Here is an 18610-nt window from a genome sequence, read left to right on the forward strand (position 1 = left end):
TTCAAAAGAAGAACCTCGTTTATAAATAAACGAGAACCTTTGCGCTATGATGGATTGGACGAAGTGATTTTAAATTAAAACTTATTTGTTAAGTGCTTTACCTTTAATTGTAATTGCAAAAATATTGTCTTTGTAATCAACCGATGCTTCTAGTCCCATCAATTCACACAAATTTTCGACTATATTCAGTCCCAATCCGCTCGACGCATCATTCTTCGATTTATCTATAGTGTAGTTCCTTTCGAAAACTCTCTCTATACTATCATCCGTTTCAATCTGAGCGAGATTAGAAAATTTTAGCTCAAAGTAGCCATCTTTCAGCTTTAGCTCAATCTTGTCCTCGCCTTCGGAGTACTTCATCATATTTGATATTAAATTGTCTACAACTATCTTAAGATTCTTCTCATCTTGGAAGCATCTCACTCTATCAAGCTCGACATCAATCATTTGGCCTTTGGCGATATAGTAGTCGTAGTAATTCACTATCTCTTCTTTGATAAAGTCATCGAGATTAAAGACCCTCTTGTCAATCTTGTAGGACTTCGACACAAGCCTTGAAAAATCATAAAAACCGTCGATGAGACCCTTTAGCTCCTCGGCCTTCTTCTTGATAATCTCAAGGTACTTCTCGTCCCTAGTCTTCTCGTAGACATCGATGTAGCCCATGATGGACGTAAGAGGCGTTCTAAAATCGTGCGAGATGTTTGTAATCATCAGGTTTTGGTTTTCAATAGAGGCGTTGTATTTTTGACCCATGGTGTTCTTCGAGTCAATAATCGCTTCAATTATCTTACAGATCTCATTCAATTCACCCGTATAAGAATAGCTTTGCAAAGCGACCTTAATCTCGCTTGCTTCCTTGTCCTCAAGGTTTTCACGAAACTCTTTAAGCTCTTTTCTTGATATATATATGGTGTAGCAAAGATAAATAACAAGTCCCAATAGTATAAGCATTACGCTCATCAAATCTAAGCCAAGAGCGGCTACTAAAAAAATTAGCGCCGCTGCTAGTATGATTGCAGGAAATATCCTCTTCATTAAAATTCTCTTTTTCTACCTACAAAGTAGATGCCAGCCCAAACAAGAGCTATCCAGCCAAGCATGATATAAAGATTATTGTAAACATTCAAAATCTTATCTGTATAATTATAGCTTTGTAAAAAGGCAAGATCGTAGCTTCCCATCATTCCAGTTATTGATTGTACAATTCTTGATGGTGCTAAGATTATTAATCTTGGATCCCATTTAAATTTATTTATAATTATATAAAGTACTGGTTGGAAGATCGACATGGCAACATAAGAGATGGCGATAGCTGATGATCTGTGTCTTGTAAGTATTTGGAAGAACAAAACAAGTGACACATAAAACCATAAGCATGGTAGTAAATATGCAAAGCCTATAAGGAAGTTCTTCATCATATCTGCAAATGACATAGTGCTGATAGGTGCGATGATTGCGCCGACTCCTATAAGTATAGCGCACATGATGATCATGTAGACTAAAACGTATAGGAAGGAAATAATTGCGTTTGCTAAATAAATTTTAATCCTTGATTGGCCAAGTGCTAGGTTGTTGTTGATGGCGCCCGATGCGTATGGTTCAAGCGCTGTAAGGTTCACCATTAGAGGTATTAGTACGGATGCTAAGGATAGTATTTGACCTAATGTAAAGAACATCATTGAAAGGTCACGATCTACTCCCCATTCGCCAGTGACGCTCCTTTGAAGACCTGCAAAGATGTATAAAACAAAGGCGCACATCACAAAACCAAAAAGCCATAAACCTATATTGTATTTTCTTTTACTGATTCTATATAATTCTGCTTTCATAAAATTAAACATCTCTTCTACCTCCTACTAAGCTTAAGAAATAAGATTCAAACTCTTCCTTAACTTGATTTATCTCGATGATTTCAACGCCTGCGTCTTGGAAGGCCTTGAATATGGCGCTGCTATTAACATTATCATAGATAGCTATAACATTATCAGCTAAAACCTTGTAATTGTGAAGCTTCATGTCCTCTTCCAAAACTATAGTAGCCTTGGCAGCGTCGTCAACCTTGATCTTTGTAGACGATTTAAGCTTTTCATTAAGCTCATCCTTAGTAATCTCTTGGATAAGTCTGCCATTGTCAATGAAGCCGTACTTAGTAGCAACCATGTTAAGCTCGCTCAAGATGTGGCTCGAGATCATGACAGTAGTCTTTCTCTCTTGATTAACAAGCTTGATAAGGTCCCTGATCTCCTTGATACCGATAGGGTCAAGACCATTGATCGGTTCGTCTAGGATAAGAAAGACCGGATCATCGATAAGCGCGATACCGATGGCAAGCCTTTGTTGCATACCCAAGGAAAAGTTCTTCGCCTTTTTGTTCTTAGTATTTTCAAGGCCGATAAGCTCCAAAGTTTCGCCTACCTTCTTCTTTCTGTCCTTGATGTCCCTGTTGATCGCGATGTACTCAAGATTGTCCCTTGCACTAAGCGTTGGAATGAAGTAAGGCCTGTTGATTAGAGCGCCTGTCCTTCTCCTCGCTATGTTAATATTTGCGCCCGCATCGCCAAGAAGCTCGATTGAGCCACTTGTTTGGTAGCTAAGGCCAGTTATGATTTTAAGTAAAGTAGATTTACCAGCGCCGTTCTTGCCGACAAGACCATAGATCTCGCCTTCGTTTACACACATGTTGACATCCTTTAGTGCGTAGAAAGAGCCGTAAACCTTGCTTACAGAATTTACCTTTAAAATTTCTTTCATAGTTTTCACTCCTTTTTTATCTTTATGAGTTTATTATAATACACAAATCTTAATTATTTCTTAATTTTCCCTTAAGTTTTTCTTAAATATTTTTAAGAAAAACTTAAGGTTTCTTGATAAAATGCGCCCTTGGGCTCGTTCCTTCCTCAGCAATGCTCACGTACGCTTAGTACGCTGCGCTTGCCTCGTCGGTCCACTTCGCCCAATCATCACATTTTATCTAAGAAAAATGGTGTTAGTGAATAAAGATAAATAATTACTTTCTTTTGTAAAATTAAAATTTTAGTGAATAAAAACTTGAATAATATATATATATATAAGAATTTTGACATAAAAATACATTAGTGGTAATATTATTACAAGAGGTGATATATATAATGGAAGGCTTTTATCCAATCTACATGTACACGCCGATGCCCGAGATGCACAATGTGATGGTGCCCGTGACATCTGGCTGTTCCTACCAAAAATGCCTCTACTGCGATCTGAATTTTAGGCAAAAATTTCACATTTTTAAACTTGATGAAATTGAGGACTACCTTAGGAATGAAAAAATTAAATATGACAAGATGAAGCGCAGCCCCAAGAAATTTACACTACTTGAGGGCAATCCCTTATGCGTAAAAGCCTCTTTCCTTGAAGATGTCTTTGCTCTTATACATAAATACTTCGAAGCCCAGTACATATCAATGTTCGCGCGCGCAAGTGACGTTCTTCGTAAAACTGATGAGGAGCTGCTTAGGCTTAAAGCTATGGGTATGGATAGGCTATGCTTGGGTCTTGAGAGCGGCTCGGATGAAGTTTTGAACTTTCACAAAAAAGGTCACAGCGTGAATGATAGCCTAAGAGCCTGCAAAAAGCTTGAAAGGCTTGGAATTAGCTACTCGGTTTACATAATGCTAGGCCTTGGCGGTAAAGAGATGACTATGGCTCATAGAATTGAGACAGCAAAATTATTAAACGAGATAAAGCCATTCGAAATAGTTTTCGTGACGACTGTAATATTTAAGCGCGCGCCTCTTAAGGACATCGTTCGTGCGAAAGAATTTACAAGACTTTCTATAAAAGAAGTTTTAGACGAAGAAATATATATACTTGAAAATCTTGAGATAAATACGGTCATCAAGGCAACGCACAAAACCAATCCCTTGCCACTACTTGCGAAATTCCCTGAGGGCAAAGTGGATTTGATAAGAAAACTAAAGGAGTATAGAGATAATAATAATGAAAAAGAGCTGAGACGGAGGGAGATGAAGAAGTGGCAGGTGTGGTCCAAAGAATAAAATTTTAAAGAATAGGGTTTCGCATTCAATCGGCGCCTTGAACTCATTCGCTTCTCAGCAATGCTCACGTACCATCTGTACGCTGCGCTTGCTTCGAAGCTCCATTTCGTTCAATCCATCCGATTGCTCTGCAAAACTTGTTTGATTATATAAAAATAACAAAATATTATTGAAAAATTCTGTACAACGCCAATCTCATTAAATCGCTCTGCATAGCGCAAAGGTTGTTAAGTCCATGCACCAAGAGAACGAGTGTTAGCGATGTTCGATTGGCTATGCATGCCTTATGCCAGAGTTTACAAAGGTATGGAGCGAAAGCGAACATAGCTTTGATTAAACTTACGGCCAAGCTTGCTTCGAAGCTCCATTTCGTTCAATCCATCCGATTGCTCTGCAAAACCTGTTTGATTATATAAAAATAGCACGCCTAAACGTGCTATTCATATACTATCTACTTGATATTTAATTCTCTTTTTAGTCCCTCTTGTAGTACTTGAGAAAAGTTAATGTCATACTCCATCGCCCTTGCGTTTAACCACGCAGGCACAGTCACAGTTCTACTTACACTCTTGTTTATATTTGCCTTTCTAATACTTGGCATATATACATCAACAAGAAGGCTCTTTTCGTTATCTTCAAGCTTTAACTCGTTTAATGGCGTAGGCGCTGGAATCTCTTCACCATCTTCTTCTAAGCCATTCATAACCATGCCTAGTAGTTCACGTGCTGACATTTGAGCATCTTCATCATCTACCCCACTTGTAGCAACATCTAAATCAGGAAATACAACAGCTATTTCTCTGCCATCTTCATAGATGAATTTTGCAGGATAACAATATCTTTCTTTTAATTTCATAAAAACACCCCTTTTATAAATAGGAAGCACAGGGCTATTTAAACTTTAGCCCCGCTTGTCTCTCAATTGATTTTAATGTTGGTATTGGCACATCCTTATCAGGATGCTTCACAGTAACACGTCCCTTTTTAAGCTTATGCTTAAATTGGTGGTGACTACCTTCTATATCGACTAAATACCAGCCATCGTCCATCAATTGCCTTATGAGTTCCCTCGAGCTATAACTCTTCATTCTTTGCCTCCTACAATCATATTGTAGCACATATAATTATATGTGTCAAGAGCTGTTTACATAAACAAATTTTAATTTCTTAGATAAAGAAGAACCTCACCCATCATCAAAGCTAAAGCTTTGGATGGATCCCGAGAACCTTGATGCTTCGCATAATCAAGAAATTACTCGTACTTTTCTTGATTTTCGCGACTTAATCTTTTATAAAAATAATATGCAAAGATAAGTGTAACTGCCTCTGACAGTGCTGAAGCGAACCATATTAGCGTTGGCTCGACCATGGTCAAGACGAAAAGCGCCAAATATATGGTCACGAAGCTTCTCAAGATATTGATGGTAACTGAGTACTTTGGCTTTAAGAATGACACGCAAACGGCTGCTATCAATACGTTGAAGCCTGTTATCATGAAAGATATCGAGAATTTACGAAGCGACTCGACCGAGTAGCTAAGGGTCTCTTTGTCCACGTCCAAAAATATTCTAAATATCCTCTCTGGAAATAGCTGTGATGCCACCAAGAACACGACTCCCGTTACAAATATCGCCGCAGTTGCTAAACGAAATAGCTTTTTGAGACTATCGTAGTCTTTTTTACCATAATAATAGCTTAGAAGCGGCTGAGTGCCTTGCGTTATGCCCGCAAAACAAGTGAGGGCAAGGTTATTGACATAGCTTATGACAGAGAATGTCGCAATGGATTTTTCGCCCAAATATTTGATTATGAATATATTATAAAATAAAACTATCATCGCGATGCCGACCTCTGAAACGAAATCGCCAACACCTAAGGAAAATATGGATTTGAGCGTATCAAAAGAGAATTTTACCTCTACGAACTCAAGATTTGACTTGCCAACTGTGAAGTGAATTAGATAGACAACTGTAGAGATTACTTGCGATATACCCGTTGCAACTGCTGCACCTGCAAGACCATGACCCATGAGACCAACAAAGACGTAGTCCAAAATTACGTTACTTAAACCGCATGTGATGACCGTTGCGACCGCCAAGCGCGGAAAACCATCGACCTTGACCAAAACTTCAAAATTATATGAAATCATTAAGAATGGCACAAAATACACGATGTGACCTAGGTATTCGATGACCAAAGGCCCCAGATCTTCGGTTGCGCCCAAAAGTCTCGCAATCCTGTCCATATTAAAATAAAAAAGCACTGTCAATATTATTGAAGAAATCGTTACAGTTTTTATGTTGAAGCTAAAAATTTTATTAGCCTTCATGTAATTTTTTCTGCCGATAAAAACGCCGCACATAGTCTGCGAGCCGACTGCAGCGATTATCCCAAGCGCAAAAACGATGTTGATGAAAGGCATTGAAAGATTAACCGCGCTTAGAGCCTCGACGCCGACGTACTTGCTCACGAAAAAGCCATCAACCATTGAATATAGGCTAAAGATGATCATGGCTGAGAGCGACGGAATTATATAGGAGAAAAATTTTTTATTGATTGATACCGTGGTAATAGTAAAACCTCCTTATATATATAAGATTATAACACAATCACAGGCTATTGGCAAGTTCTTTTGCGTTCGATTTGCCCACGGAACTTGTTCGCTGCGCGCCCTCCCTCAACGTACTTCTATGTACGATGTCGGTCGGCCGCTCCGTTCCACTTCGTCCCGTGCATCAAATCGCTTCGCAAAATAACGGGGTATAGGAAGAATCCACTTCGCTCAATCATCAAATTTGCTCTGCGAAATATCTATTCATTGTCTTTGCACAAAAAAAGAGCCAAAGCTCTCTTGAATGAATTATATATTTTTCGCCATAATAAGTTCTTCAATTATAATAAATGCATATTGCTATGATAGTTTATTCAAAATTGTGCTATAATATATATGAAATAAACAATAAATAATAAATAAAAAATATGGAGGTAAATATAAATGATATTCTTTGACCTTGATGATACTATATTAAATACAGCAAAAACAAATCTATTAATTTTCGAGCGTGCACAGATGGATTTGCACATCGACATGGACGCGGACGAGTTTAGAGGCCGCATAAGAACTGCGCTTCGCTCGCGCATGATTAGGCACATGGACTTTGCCTGCAACGAAACCATCGGCATAGACCCACTTGACTACTTACTTATGGAAGAGCCTTACGAGGAAGAAAGGCTTGAACTTTTCAAGAATGGGGTTTATGACGATGTGAAAGACATTTTGGGCGAAACTACAAAAGAAGAATTTTTCGCGGCATTTTTGAAAAGACGCTTCGACTACACAGAAGCAATTGACGGCATGCTAGAGCTTATAAAAGATTTAAAGGCTGCCGGCCACAAGCTTGGTGTGATCACAGACGGCATCAGCGAAATTCAGCACAGAAAGGCGCAAACACTTGGTCTTGACACGCTTATGGACCACGTATTCGCTTCAGGCGACTTTGGTTATGGTAAACCCGATACAAAATTTTTCTTCGGCGCTATGAAAGCAGCGGGCGTTAGACCAGGGGAGTCCACAATGATAGGCAACAACATCGACTCAGACGTTTTCGGCGCACTTGCAAGCGGCATGAGAGCCATCTACTTCGGCGCAAAACCAAAAAATTATGAAGTTTTATACGCACCTGACGCAAAAGCACTTAGAGAAGTTTTAAAGAAAGCGCTTTGCTAATGGGTCTAGGCACATTAATTAACTGCGCAGCCATCATCGCCGCTGGCATCTTGGGAAGGATATTCTCAAAAATACTAAATAAAAAAGTGCAAAAAGCGCTCGTACTATCATCCGGCGTGAGCATATTCTTCATAGGACTTGCAGGTTCAATGCAAGGCATGCTCAGCATCTCAGAGGGTACACTTAAAAGCGGCAGAACCATGCTCCTAGTGATATCACTTGCGATAGGCGCGCTAATTGGCGAAATCATCGGCATAGAAGAGGGCTTCGAGCGTTTCGGTGCCTATCTTAAGAAAAAGACAAAAAGCGATTCAGATCAAGGCTTTATCGCCGCCTTCGTCACAACGTCACTAACCGTCTCAATCGGCGCCATGGCAATAGTCGGATCCATGCAAGAAGGCATCGCAGGCGACTACTCAACTTTGGCTCTAAAAGCAGTTTTGGACTTCATCGTCGTCTTCGTCATGTCCGCGTCAATGGGTAAGGGAGCGACATTTTCCTTCGTTCCAGTCTTCATTTTGCAGATGTCGATCACCTATCTATCTAAACTCATCGCCCCATACATGACAGACCTTGCAATTGACTACCTTTCACTCGTTGGCTCCGTCTTAATCGCTTGCATCGGCATAAATTTGCTTTTCGATAAGAGAGTTAGCGTCGCCAATATGCTTCCAGCGCTCATCGTAGCGATGGCTGCGGCATATTTGCCATTATAATAAAAAAATTCATACACATAAAGAAGTTAGAGTGCACCTTGAACTTCTTTTTTAGTTAATTAAATACAAAATATTGATTTTTAAAGCTTTTTATGATAAAATCAATATATTAGATATCATATCAGACATGGAGGTGCCTATGAAACTAGAATTAAATAACATTGGAGTTTTTAATAATGCTTCAGTAGAAATTGACGGCATAACTGTCCTTGCTGGAGAGAATGCTAGCGGTAAGAGTACTGTAGGTAAGGCACTCTATGCTATATTTCATGGATTGAAATCATATAAAGAAAAGATAAAAGAAAGAAGAATATTTAATATTTTAAACTTGCTTTCAAAATTGCCTGTAACAAACAGTAAAGAAGCTGAAAAACTATATGATAGTGAATTGATACAAGCTTTTGCAAATAAAGTACTTTCTAAAAAAGAAGAGTATTTAAAAGATGAAAATTTACTTAAAAAAGATTTGCTAAGTTATTTAGAACTAGATAAAGAAAATTCAGCTAATCTTGAATTTATTGCAGATACTGCTGACAGAATTGTAGAAAGTTTAAAGTTATCAGATACAGCTATTCTTAACAGTGTCATAAACATATCTTTTAACAATGAGTTTAATTCAGAAATCATAAATAAGTTTAATGGCGGCAATGGCTCTGTAAGTCTTGAGATAAAAGGCGATGCAGTTAAAGTAAATATTAATAACGATAAAGTTGAGAGCATTGACAAGCCTATAGAACTAGTAAAAGATATAGTTTACATCGATGACCCATACGTTTTGGATGATTTAAATACAAGAATGATAATTAGAACAAGTTTTGGCTCACACAGAGATGACTTATGCGAAAAATTAAAATTAAAAAATAACGACGCTATCGAAGGCATTAAAATAAATGAAAAACTAAATACTATATTAGAAAAATTAGAAAGTATCAATTTAGGTAAACTTGAGGATAATCTTAACATTTACACATACTCTGATCCACTTACTAAGCTTGAACTAGATGTAAGAAACATAGCAACAGGGTTAAAGGCTTTCGTTATATTAAAGACACTTTTAGAAAATGGATCCTTAGAAGAAAAAGGCACTATAATACTAGATGAACCAGAAATACATTTGCATCCAAAGTGGCAATTAGTTTTAGCAGAGCTCATCGTATTAATTCACAAAGTTTTTAATATGCACATACTGCTTAATACACACAGCCCATACTTTTTAAGAGCCATAGAAGTTTATTCAATGAAGTACGATGTTGATGATAAAACAAAGTACTACTTAGTTACACGTGATTCTGATGGCTCAAACATTGACGATGTAACAGATAATACAGCAAAGATATATAAACTATTGGCAGAGCCGCTAGACAAACTTGACGAGGTTCTAAACGATGAAGCCTAAGCAATTAACAGATTACTTGGACTCATATAGCGACGTAATTGACAGCATTTCAGTCATGTCAATGGATCAGACAGTGCCCTTTATCGAATCTTCATACAAAGGAATCAATTTTGACAAAGTAAAAGAAGAATATTGCAAAAAACATAAAATTAAAGATAGTCAATCAAACGACAGCGTTATCTCATTCAATGGACAAGATTATTTCGTAGAGTTTAAAAGCACAGAAAATCCAAAGAGCAAAGATTTATACGGAAAGATAAGAGACAGCTTGCTTATATATATTGACATAATAGATGAAAAATTGTCTATAGTTAGAGAAAATTTAGGCTATATTCTAGTCTATAAGAAAAATATCGAGTATTATAAATTTAGTAATAAAATCAAAAATTTAGCTAAAGACAATAATAGTAATGCACACAGAGATGTGTGCAATATTAAAAAAGCCTGCACAGGTGTTTATTTCAACGATGTTCAGTTCATGAGCCCGCAAGAGTTTATAAATGCTTTAAAAAATGAAGAAAAATAAAAAATGATAAGGTATACGCCTTATCATTTTTCATTTCTTAAATATATTTTGTTAATTGATTTTATTAACACCAGAGTGAAAATTAAGGGGAAAATTCCCCCTATTTTTCATTTTAGATAGCAAAAGGCATGTTTAATGACATGCCTTTCTTACTTATTTAATATTTAATTCCTTCTTCAAGGCCTCAGTCAAGACCCTTGAGAAGTTAACGCCATATTCTTTAGCCATCAAATAATTTTTTTTAAACTTTTAACTAAATTTAAATAGTACTAGCTTATTCATCAAAAAGCTCCTCATAGTCAATAGTTTCGCCATTTTTATACTCATTCAAAACATCACGTTTTAATTTTTTCACGGCCATTGGCATGCTCTTTTTAATTTCTTTAAACTCATTAAGCAGCTCTTCCCCTTCAAAGCCGCTATTTATAAGGTCTTCCAGGATTAAATCGTCAAACATATCATCGATACTTTCATAAGTCTTGCCAATAGATGGATCCTTCTTCATCGCCTCGACTTCTTTTATAGCCTCGATAGTCTCAGCGTTTGGAGTTTCATAATTAGTTTTATCTTTTTTATTCATAATGATACACCTCTTTTGAATATCAGAATATTATAATATTGCTAGTCTATTCTATTTAATATTCAATTCCCTTTTTAATCCCTCTTGCAGAATTTGTGAAAAATTCACATTTTCTTTCATACCAAGATCATTTAGCCACTTTGGTATACTCAAAGTCTTTTTTATAGATTTTTTATTCAGCCTTTCCTCAATACTTGCAATAGGCGCTTCAACTAAGAGTACAAATTCACCCTTCTTTAGATTAATACTTTTACCGTCACTTGTCTTTGGAAGAGCAAGACCATTATCAAGCATAGTGAATAAAACTCCATTCAAAACTTCCTTTGTATTAACAAATAATTCTCCAAGACTATCTGCATCAGTGAAACAGGCATCAAAATCGGGAAAATCGGCATAATAAGTATTGTCCTCATATCTAACAACACATGGATAAGCATCTGTCTTTTTCATCTTAATACCTCCTATTATAGAGGTGGGGCTAAAATTTAAGCCCCGTAATCCTCTCAATACTTGTTAAAGTTCCAGAAGGAATATCCTTCTTATTGCATTTGACAGGACAGATACGGCCATCCTTATAATAAATCTCATGAGATCCTTCAGTATGGTCTAGACGCCATCCTGCCTTTCGCATTGCTTTAACAACTGTTCTGTAAGGCTTTGTGCGGGCCATAGTATGTCCTCCTCCTTACACTTATATTATACACGTATTATTAGTACGTGTCAATAGTTTTTTATATTTTTTCAGTCACTTATAAAATTTAAGCAACTCACTTCTCACCACATCTCTTTTGCAAAGCAGATTGATGCATGAGACGAAATTGAGCTCTAAGGCAAGCGGAGCGTACTAATGGTACTCGAGCATTGCCGAAGAGTGAATGAGTCTCAGGCGCAATCTGGATGCGAAAGAGAAAAAAAGAGAGCTCATAGCCCTCTTACTTATTTAATATTCAATTCCTTCTTCAAGCCTTCAGTCAAGACCTTTGAAAAATTAACGCCATATTCTTTAGCCATCTCATTTAAGTAGCTCGGAATGGTAACCGTCTTTTTAATGGTCTTAGCACTCGTTCTTCTGATGTAGTCATCCATATCGATATCAATCATGGTCTTAAAACTCAAATCCATGTCAGAGAATTCGTATTGCAACTTGCTGCAACTTAAATTTTCTGTTTTAACTTCATAAAAAGCTTTATTTCACTGGGTTTACATCGTAAATCTATCCAAATAATCACAGATGTGCAACTTGCTGCAACTTAAATCAAGCCCAAAAAAGGAATATACTTCATATATCTTGTCTTTAAAAAGTAGTTCATTTACATTTTTAAGGTCAATAACCAGACCCCTGTCTTTAAGTATATTAATTTGCTCATCAATAGTTTTAAAAGGTTTCATTTTCTAACTCCTTAAAAGACGAGAGGGAACACTTCTTAATAAAGCATCCCCTCTCGTTGGCTAATAACACTGCCTCTATCAATATTATAATAACAGAATATTACAATATTGTCAATCTTAATTCTATTTGATATTCAATTCTCTTTTTAGTCCCTCTTGCAATACTTGAGAAAAATTAATGTCCTCTTCCCTCGCCTTTATGTCCAGCCATTGAGGTATAGTTAGTGTTTTCTTTATAGCTTTATTCATTATAGCCTTTCTAACAAGAGGCATCCATACATCGATCAGTACGGCCCTTTGATTGTCTTCAAGCTTTATATCCAGTAAAGAGCTTGACTTTGGTACATCTTCGTTATCGCTTTCAACATTCTTCATCCAAAGACCTAAAACTTCCTTAGCCATCAACAAAGCCTCTTCTTCAGTATCTCCAAAAGTTAAGCAACCTGGCAAATCTGGGAACTCTACAGATATTCCATCGTCAGCATAATCAAATATCGCTGGATAGATATACTTGTCCTTATACTCTTTCATAAGACTACCTCCTTAAAATATTGGGGAGGGAGTTAAAATTTAACTCCCGTTTGCTTTTCGATACTCCTCATAGTTTTTATTGGGAAGCTTTTTCTTGGATGAGGTATGGTCACCTTACCAAGTTCTGGATGCTTAGGATGTATCATAAATAAATGACTACCCTCTTGAGGACCCTTTTCTTGCCATCCATGTTCCCTGAGTATCTTCAAAATCTCCCTCGAGGATAAAGATTTCATAAAGCACCTCCCAAATATATTATACGTATTATTACACATATTGTCAATAGTTTTTTATAATTTTTTCAGATGGTTACATTTTGTAAGCGACTCACTTACGGGCAAATTGTCGACAACTCACTTTTTTCCACATACCGTTAGTTCGCGGAGCGATTTGATGAGATTGGCGTAGTACAGAATTTTTTGGAGCGAGTCGTATAAAAATACGTCGCAGCGACAAAATAATTCGAAACTAGCCAAGATCGCAAATCGAATGCGAAATAAAAAAAGAGAGCCACATCCCTCGATACAGCTCCCTTCATTACCTATACTATTGAATTATCTTCCTAATAAGAAGTGACACATCATGTCTAGGCACTTAGCATCCATAAGTATGCCCATGTGGCTTCCTTTAACAACTTTGAACTTTGATCTAAGCTCTTCTGGCATCTCGTCAAGCTCCATACCCATAGTTGCTGAGTATAGCGGAACTAGACCATCGCCTTCCTTTGTCATAAGCTTTTTAACCTTGCTAAGACCACTTACGTTTTCTGTGTAGTAGCCGCTAACTTGTGTGTCCATGCCATCTCCAACTATGAACATGGAATTTGGTCTGTGAAGCATGTAAACGCTTTCGTCCATGCTGCCCATTTCTCTGTAAGCTTGTGCACGTCTTAAGAACTCAGTGAATCTTTCGTGTCCTAAGTAGGCTTGCATTTGCTCTTGAACGTCATCTGATCCAAGGCTTCTCGAGGCAAATGTTAGGTGAAGCTTGTTCACAAGTGAGTCGTATGTCACAAAATTGTTCTTTAAAAGCTCGCTGTCAAGCTGCTTTTGGTTCATTACAACTTGGTATGGATACTTATCAAGCATCTTCTTTGTTGGATATAGCTCAAGAAGTCCGTCGTAGTCTTGAACAACCTTGCTGTCTATGTTAAGGAAATTGTTAAGGAAAAAGTCCGCGATACCTCCTAAGATGTTGCCGTTAGTCATTTCGTTGTAAGCGTGCGGAGCACCCTCGTATGGTGTACCGAAAGAGATGTATTTATCAACCTTGTCATCGTGCTTAGCTAGATAGTGGCTTGATACAAGGCCGCCCATGCTGTGCGCGATAAGGTCAACCTTTAGCTTGCCACCTTCGTTAATGCTGTCGATGAAGGCATCAAGTTTTTCGCTTGTAATTTCGTTAGACTTTCTCCAATCGTATGAGAATAGATATACCGGTCTATCTGGGAAGTGCTTGATAAGCGCATCTATAAGCAAAGTGTATGATGCCGCAGGTCCAGTGTGTCTTGTTATTAACTTAGCATATCTAAGGTCGCCTTCTTGCAGTCCGTATGCATTGTTTTTTATATTAAGAAGCTCACTTAGCTCAGACTTTCCGTATCCAAGTGGGATCCAGATTCTCTTGCCAATAAATTCTTTATCAGATGAGATCATGCCAGTTTTGCGTTCTTCGTCGCTTACGTATTTTTCGTCAATGGAGTATAACTCGCTGCCTGCAATGCCTGGAACGAAGACTATAGGTCTTTTATCTTCACTTACTTTGTCTATAGCAGCTCCGCCATGAACATAGTCAAGGATACCCTTAGAATCACCAGCTAAATAAGTTTTCTTGGATAAGTCAGTATAAAGTTTCTTCGTGAAAGCGTAGTCTTTATTGTTCAAACGAGCCATGTCAAGAACTGTGATTAAGTCGTAATCACTTCCTAGCTCATCAGCTGCGTTTTTAAGCGCGTTTGCGTTTCCGAAGTAGAAGTGGTCGCGACTTGTGTATGGGCCGTCTTCTGTGATAGGGCCAATTGCTGGGTAGCTCGATGTGTAAAGCACAAGGTAGTTCTTTTGTGCTTTTTCGATAGCTCTCGCCTTTTCGATAGCTGCTATCGGATTTGAAAAACCTAGTGCAAACTCCGGAGTCTTCGCGTTTTTGATAAGCGCTGCATCCTTTGCCTTTTCTACAAGAGTTTCTGCTCTACCGTTGAAGTAGATTAGTGAAACACTTAGATTAGAGCCGCTCTCAATAAGCTTCTCGCTAAGCTCATTGATTTCGTTTTTTATTTCAGCAAGTCTTTCCTTGCCAGTTGCCATGCTTCTGTCAACCATGAAGATGACCTCTTTTGTCTTAGTGCCAAAGTCTATGGATGGGCCAGCTTTTACTACAGCTTGGCCGAAACTCATGAATATACTTAGGCACATGATTAGTGCTAGTATTATAGCTTTCTTATTACTTCTCATGTAATCCTCTCCTTTATAATATACGTTGCTATTATACCACAAAGTCCTAAAGCGTGCAAGATATTTATTAGCTATTCTAAATGTTTTACGCGAAGTATGTTTCTTCACCTAAACCGTTCTTGAAGAACCTCGTCAATGAATTGACGTGAACCTTTGCGCTATGCGAAGCGATTTGATGAGATTGGCGTAGTACAGAATTTTTTGGAGCGGCCGTAAGTTTAATCAAATCGACGTTCGCTATGCTCCGTCTCTTTGTAAACTCTGGCATAAGGCATGCATAGCCAATCGAACATCGCTAACACTCGTTCTCTTGGTGCATGGACTTAACTCGTATGAATAATTCGTCGCAGCGACAAAACAATTCGAAACTAGCCAAGATCGCAAATCGAACGCGAAATAAAAAAGAGAGCCCATATCTTTCGATACGAACCCCCTTAATTACCTGCACTATTTAATTATTTTTCATTAGACATGAATATTCTTTTCTTCCCCTATCCCGTTAGTGAAGAACCTCGCCCATAAATGGCCGAGAACCTTTGCGCTACGCAGAACACTTGGATGAGATTGGCGTAGGACAGAATTTTTACGAATGGCCGTAAGTTTATTCAAATCGACGTTCGCTATGCTCCGTCTCTTTGTAAACTCTGGCATAAGGCATGCATTGCCAATCGAACATCGCTAACGCTCGTTCTCTTGGTGCATGGACTTAACTCGAACATAAAGTTCGTCGCAATGAGTAAAAAATTCGAAACTAGCCAAGATCGCCAAGTGAATGCGAAATAAAAAAGAGAGCCCATATCTTTCGATACGAACCCCCTTAATTACCTGCACTATTTTATTTTATCGACATGAGTTTTCAACTAAAATAGAGTTTCAGTAGTAGTAGTTATGATTTTTGCGCCATCCATAGCCACAACTTCACTTCCATCCTTATTCACGATAAGTTTCTTTTCAAGAATAGTATTGAAAGCGTCCTTAACATCCTTAGCAAGGATGCCGTCCTTAGGATTTTGTAGAGACATGTTATATGCCTTACCGTCCTCACATTTGAACTTCATTTGTAATCTTTTCATCATTTCACCCCCTTTCTAAAAACATAGCTTAGACCTATAATTCCTCAACAGAGATCTTAACAGCCCTTTTAACCTCTTTACCTAAAAGCGCAGAAAATGCACCCTTAAAAGCGCCAAGATCATCATTCGAAGCAGTACTATTAACATAGTTAACAGTTCTAGAAAGATTTCTCTTAACACCGTTAAGCTCATTAGTAAAGAAAACCTTTACACTTACCTTACTCACAATATTCACCCCCTTTCATCCAGAGCTTTTCGCCCTACACTTAATATATACAAAAACAGAGTAATATTTCCCGCGCATATAAACACCATAATAATGGAAAGTGCGCACACAAACGTCCAATTTATATGCGAAATGTCTAAAAATTGCAGAGAGTTCCAATATTTATGCGAGAGGTAGCATTTGCCAAACACATGTACAAGTCGCTACAATAATCTTAAGAAAATGAAAAGGAGGACATAAGATGAAAATTAATTTTGACAAAATAGCAGAAATCTATCAGGAAAATGGAAGCGTAGCGACAGACGCCATAGAAGCACTCAAACCACTCATGCTCGCGCAGATCAGACGCTACTACCCAAACTACAAAGAAGTAGAAGATTTAATCCAAGAACTCAGAATCGTGGCGCTCGAGGCACTCAAAGACTTCGACATCAAAAAAGGCGCACACGCACTCGCACACATCAAATCCAGGATGAAATACCATTTGCTAGGTAAATACAAAAAAGGCATAGACACACAGCCACTAGACGACGCCTTCCTCGTAGAAGACGAAACCAGCATGGACGACTTCGAAAAACTATTCTACAACGACACACTAGGCAAAGTTTTTAAAGAGCTCACATACGAAGAAGAAAAACTCATCTATTTACGTTATTACACCGAGATGAACTACGAAGACATAGGGCGTGCACTTGGATACTCAAAAAGCACCGCCGCCAAGAAAATATCGGGGCTACTTAAAAAACTCAGAAAATTATACAAAGAACAGGAACATAATACTAAAGTATGAAAATTAGAATAATAGACAAATATTGACATAAAATAAGAAAAAGCTATTGACAAAGAAAATATAAAGGACTATAATAGACCTATAATAAGGAGGAAAAAATTATGACAGAAAAGATGTTGGCGGCATTAATCCCAGCTTACGATAGTGAAGGAATAAACACGACAGTCGCCATATACCAAGACATGAGCGCTGAAAACTTACACATTTCCATAAGGACAGCAATCACCAGACTCTTTAGAGAGCACATGACAGACGAAAAACAGTACAAAAAGTGGGCGAAAAGCATCGCCCAGAAAAAAACCGGCCTCGCAATCGTACTTAGAGACACAAGACTAGTAGGCATTAAATGCAGAAAACTACGCTCCAAAAGCGACGGCAGCATGATCTACCTAAATAGATCGCTAATCTACGACATTGAAGACGGATACGTGCACATCCAAGGCCTAACAAAAATACCAGTACTCGCAAAGAAAAGAACAATCAGAGAGAGAATCAAAGACTGCGACAGAATCAGTAAAGCTTATGACGAGAAATTCGGGGATTGAGTACCAAGAGTACTCCCCCTTTTTTTATGCCTTGAGATGATGATTATGGCAATGGTAATGGTAATGGTAATGGCAATGTCTTTGCGCCGATAAACTTGAGGTCACATTTTGTGACCTCAAAATACTTGTAAAAAGAACTTAAAACTTGAGGTCGAAATTTTCGTCCACAAGATACTTGTAGAAAAAACTTAAAACTTGAGGTGAAAAATTTGCACCTCAAGATCAATTTGAAACAAGATTGCAAGAAAAAAAGCCTTGTTTCAAAAAAAGGCGAGTTTCTGAAACAAGAGATGGGGGAATGGATTCTTGTTTCAAAAAGAGATAGATAAGAAAATAAATCGCCTTATATATAATCCCATATATTACCATATATAAATGAAGACTTTTTCCAAAAAAGTCTTCTTGCGATCTAAAATACTTACGTATTTTAAATCTAAAAAGACCCGTAGCTCCCTTTTGTGAGTAAAGGAGTGCTATGGGTCTTCTTTTGTAAATAAAGCTCGTGCGATGGATTTTGTGAGATCATTTAATCATATACCGCCAAAATAAGCCTAATATTAATAAATGGGTAGTATTATACCTAAAAATAATTTAATGCCCCTTAAAATCGATTTTGATGCGTCT

23 protein-coding genes are annotated in these 18610 nt (G+C 37.7%); 7 read left to right on the plus strand and 16 right to left on the minus strand.

Annotated features, from left to right (window positions below; all coding sequences use genetic code 11):
• Positions 1-81: 81 nt before the first annotated feature.
• Genes AC2UOP_RS03980 through AC2UOP_RS03990 form a run of 3 tightly spaced genes read right to left on the minus strand, consistent with a single transcriptional unit; the run spans position 82 to position 2754 of the window.
• A complete protein-coding gene (locus AC2UOP_RS03980) occupies positions 82-1038 on the minus strand; it encodes a sensor histidine kinase (RefSeq protein ID WP_484832718.1) in 957 nt (318 codons plus the stop codon).
• The gene (locus tag AC2UOP_RS03985; RefSeq protein ID WP_484832719.1) at positions 1038-1844 is read right to left on the minus strand and encodes a hypothetical protein; all 807 of its coding nucleotides are present in this window, start codon (positions 1842-1844) and stop codon (positions 1038-1040) included. Before AC2UOP_RS03985 ends, AC2UOP_RS03980 begins: the two co-directional genes overlap by 1 nt.
• A complete protein-coding gene (locus AC2UOP_RS03990; protein WP_484832720.1) occupies positions 1837-2754 on the minus strand; it encodes an ABC transporter ATP-binding protein in 918 nt (305 codons plus the stop codon). Before AC2UOP_RS03990 ends, AC2UOP_RS03985 begins: the two co-directional genes overlap by 8 nt.
• A gap of 377 nt (positions 2755-3131) precedes the next feature.
• Between AC2UOP_RS03990 and AC2UOP_RS03995 the strand changes: the two genes are divergently transcribed.
• On the plus strand, positions 3132-4037 hold the full coding sequence (locus AC2UOP_RS03995; RefSeq protein ID WP_484832721.1) for a radical SAM protein: 906 nt from the start codon (positions 3132-3134) through the stop codon (positions 4035-4037).
• A gap of 451 nt (positions 4038-4488) precedes the next feature.
• Here AC2UOP_RS03995 and AC2UOP_RS04000 read toward each other — a convergent pair whose 3' ends face one another.
• The 3 genes from AC2UOP_RS04000 to AC2UOP_RS04010 all read right to left on the minus strand — a co-directional run bounded on the left by AC2UOP_RS04000 (position 4489) and on the right by AC2UOP_RS04010 (position 6609).
• On the minus strand, positions 4489-4893 hold the full coding sequence (locus tag AC2UOP_RS04000; protein WP_304016749.1) for a type II toxin-antitoxin system HicB family antitoxin: 405 nt from the start codon (positions 4891-4893) through the stop codon (positions 4489-4491).
• Positions 4894-4927: 34 nt separating this feature from the next.
• Complete coding sequence (locus AC2UOP_RS04005; protein WP_480020397.1) at positions 4928-5125, minus strand: type II toxin-antitoxin system HicA family toxin; 198 nt, start codon at positions 5123-5125, stop codon at positions 4928-4930.
• A 164-nt stretch (positions 5126-5289) separates the two neighbouring features.
• The gene (locus AC2UOP_RS04010) at positions 5290-6609 is read right to left on the minus strand and encodes an MATE family efflux transporter (protein ID WP_484832748.1); all 1320 of its coding nucleotides are present in this window, start codon (positions 6607-6609) and stop codon (positions 5290-5292) included.
• Positions 6610-7032: 423 nt separating this feature from the next.
• Here AC2UOP_RS04010 and AC2UOP_RS04015 point away from each other — a divergent pair, with 423 nt between their 5' ends.
• The 4 genes from AC2UOP_RS04015 (at position 7033) to AC2UOP_RS04030 (ending at position 10402) form a co-directional block, all read left to right on the plus strand.
• On the plus strand, positions 7033-7764 hold the full coding sequence (locus AC2UOP_RS04015; RefSeq protein ID WP_484832722.1) for an HAD family hydrolase: 732 nt from the start codon (positions 7033-7035) through the stop codon (positions 7762-7764).
• Positions 7764-8480: a DUF554 domain-containing protein gene (locus AC2UOP_RS04020; RefSeq protein WP_484832723.1), complete on the plus strand. Its 717-nt coding sequence runs from the start codon at positions 7764-7766 to the stop codon at positions 8478-8480. The genes AC2UOP_RS04015 and AC2UOP_RS04020 overlap by 1 nt, the downstream gene beginning before the upstream one ends.
• Positions 8481-8619: 139 nt before the next feature.
• Entirely contained in the window at positions 8620-9876 is a 1257-nt protein-coding gene (locus AC2UOP_RS04025; protein WP_480021835.1) for an AAA family ATPase, read from the plus strand.
• Positions 9866-10402, plus strand: a complete 537-nt coding sequence (locus tag AC2UOP_RS04030) for a hypothetical protein (protein ID WP_070600615.1) — start codon at positions 9866-9868, stop codon at positions 10400-10402. The genes AC2UOP_RS04025 and AC2UOP_RS04030 overlap by 11 nt, the downstream gene beginning before the upstream one ends.
• A 274-nt stretch (positions 10403-10676) precedes the next feature.
• On the opposite strand, the gene AC2UOP_RS04035 is transcribed toward AC2UOP_RS04030, so the two are convergent.
• The 10 genes from AC2UOP_RS04035 to AC2UOP_RS04080 all read right to left on the minus strand — a co-directional run bounded on the left by AC2UOP_RS04035 (position 10677) and on the right by AC2UOP_RS04080 (position 16651).
• On the minus strand, positions 10677-10982 hold the full coding sequence (locus AC2UOP_RS04035) for a hypothetical protein (RefSeq protein ID WP_484832724.1): 306 nt from the start codon (positions 10980-10982) through the stop codon (positions 10677-10679).
• A gap of 51 nt (positions 10983-11033) precedes the next feature.
• Positions 11034-11432: a type II toxin-antitoxin system HicB family antitoxin gene (locus AC2UOP_RS04040; protein ID WP_070600618.1), complete on the minus strand. Its 399-nt coding sequence runs from the start codon at positions 11430-11432 to the stop codon at positions 11034-11036.
• 28 nt (positions 11433-11460) lie between these two features.
• Positions 11461-11652 carry a type II toxin-antitoxin system HicA family toxin gene (locus AC2UOP_RS04045; RefSeq protein ID WP_070600620.1) on the minus strand — a complete coding sequence of 64 codons (192 nt, stop codon included), beginning with the start codon at positions 11650-11652 and terminating at the stop codon, positions 11461-11463.
• Positions 11653-11918: 266 nt separating this feature from the next.
• The gene (locus AC2UOP_RS04050; RefSeq protein ID WP_154648855.1) at positions 11919-12104 is read right to left on the minus strand and encodes a type II toxin-antitoxin system CcdA family antitoxin; all 186 of its coding nucleotides are present in this window, start codon (positions 12102-12104) and stop codon (positions 11919-11921) included.
• Positions 12105-12182: 78 nt separating this feature from the next.
• On the minus strand, positions 12183-12371 hold the full coding sequence (locus tag AC2UOP_RS04055; protein WP_484832725.1) for a hypothetical protein: 189 nt from the start codon (positions 12369-12371) through the stop codon (positions 12183-12185).
• A gap of 123 nt (positions 12372-12494) precedes the next feature.
• Complete coding sequence (locus tag AC2UOP_RS04060; protein WP_070600625.1) at positions 12495-12902, minus strand: type II toxin-antitoxin system HicB family antitoxin; 408 nt, start codon at positions 12900-12902, stop codon at positions 12495-12497.
• A 32-nt stretch (positions 12903-12934) separates the two neighbouring features.
• Positions 12935-13138, minus strand: a complete 204-nt coding sequence (locus AC2UOP_RS04065) for a type II toxin-antitoxin system HicA family toxin (RefSeq protein WP_070600626.1) — start codon at positions 13136-13138, stop codon at positions 12935-12937.
• 318 nt (positions 13139-13456) lie between these two features.
• Positions 13457-15352, minus strand: a complete 1896-nt coding sequence (locus AC2UOP_RS04070; RefSeq protein ID WP_484832726.1) for an alpha/beta fold hydrolase — start codon at positions 15350-15352, stop codon at positions 13457-13459.
• An 860-nt stretch (positions 15353-16212) separates the two neighbouring features.
• Complete coding sequence (locus AC2UOP_RS04075; protein ID WP_484832727.1) at positions 16213-16428, minus strand: DUF2922 domain-containing protein; 216 nt, start codon at positions 16426-16428, stop codon at positions 16213-16215.
• A 31-nt stretch (positions 16429-16459) separates the two neighbouring features.
• Positions 16460-16651 (minus strand): DUF1659 domain-containing protein, encoded by a 192-nt coding sequence (locus tag AC2UOP_RS04080; RefSeq protein WP_019215015.1) that lies wholly within the window; start codon positions 16649-16651, stop codon positions 16460-16462.
• 241 nt (positions 16652-16892) lie between these two features.
• Between AC2UOP_RS04080 and AC2UOP_RS04085 the strand changes: the two genes are divergently transcribed.
• Positions 16893-17441: a sigma-70 family RNA polymerase sigma factor gene (locus AC2UOP_RS04085; RefSeq protein ID WP_484832728.1), complete on the plus strand. Its 549-nt coding sequence runs from the start codon at positions 16893-16895 to the stop codon at positions 17439-17441.
• A 101-nt stretch (positions 17442-17542) separates the two neighbouring features.
• The gene (locus AC2UOP_RS04090; RefSeq protein ID WP_484832729.1) at positions 17543-17986 is read left to right on the plus strand and encodes a hypothetical protein; all 444 of its coding nucleotides are present in this window, start codon (positions 17543-17545) and stop codon (positions 17984-17986) included.
• Positions 17987-18610: the final 624 nt, after the last annotated feature.

It is taken from the genome of Fenollaria sp., assembly GCF_057222035.1.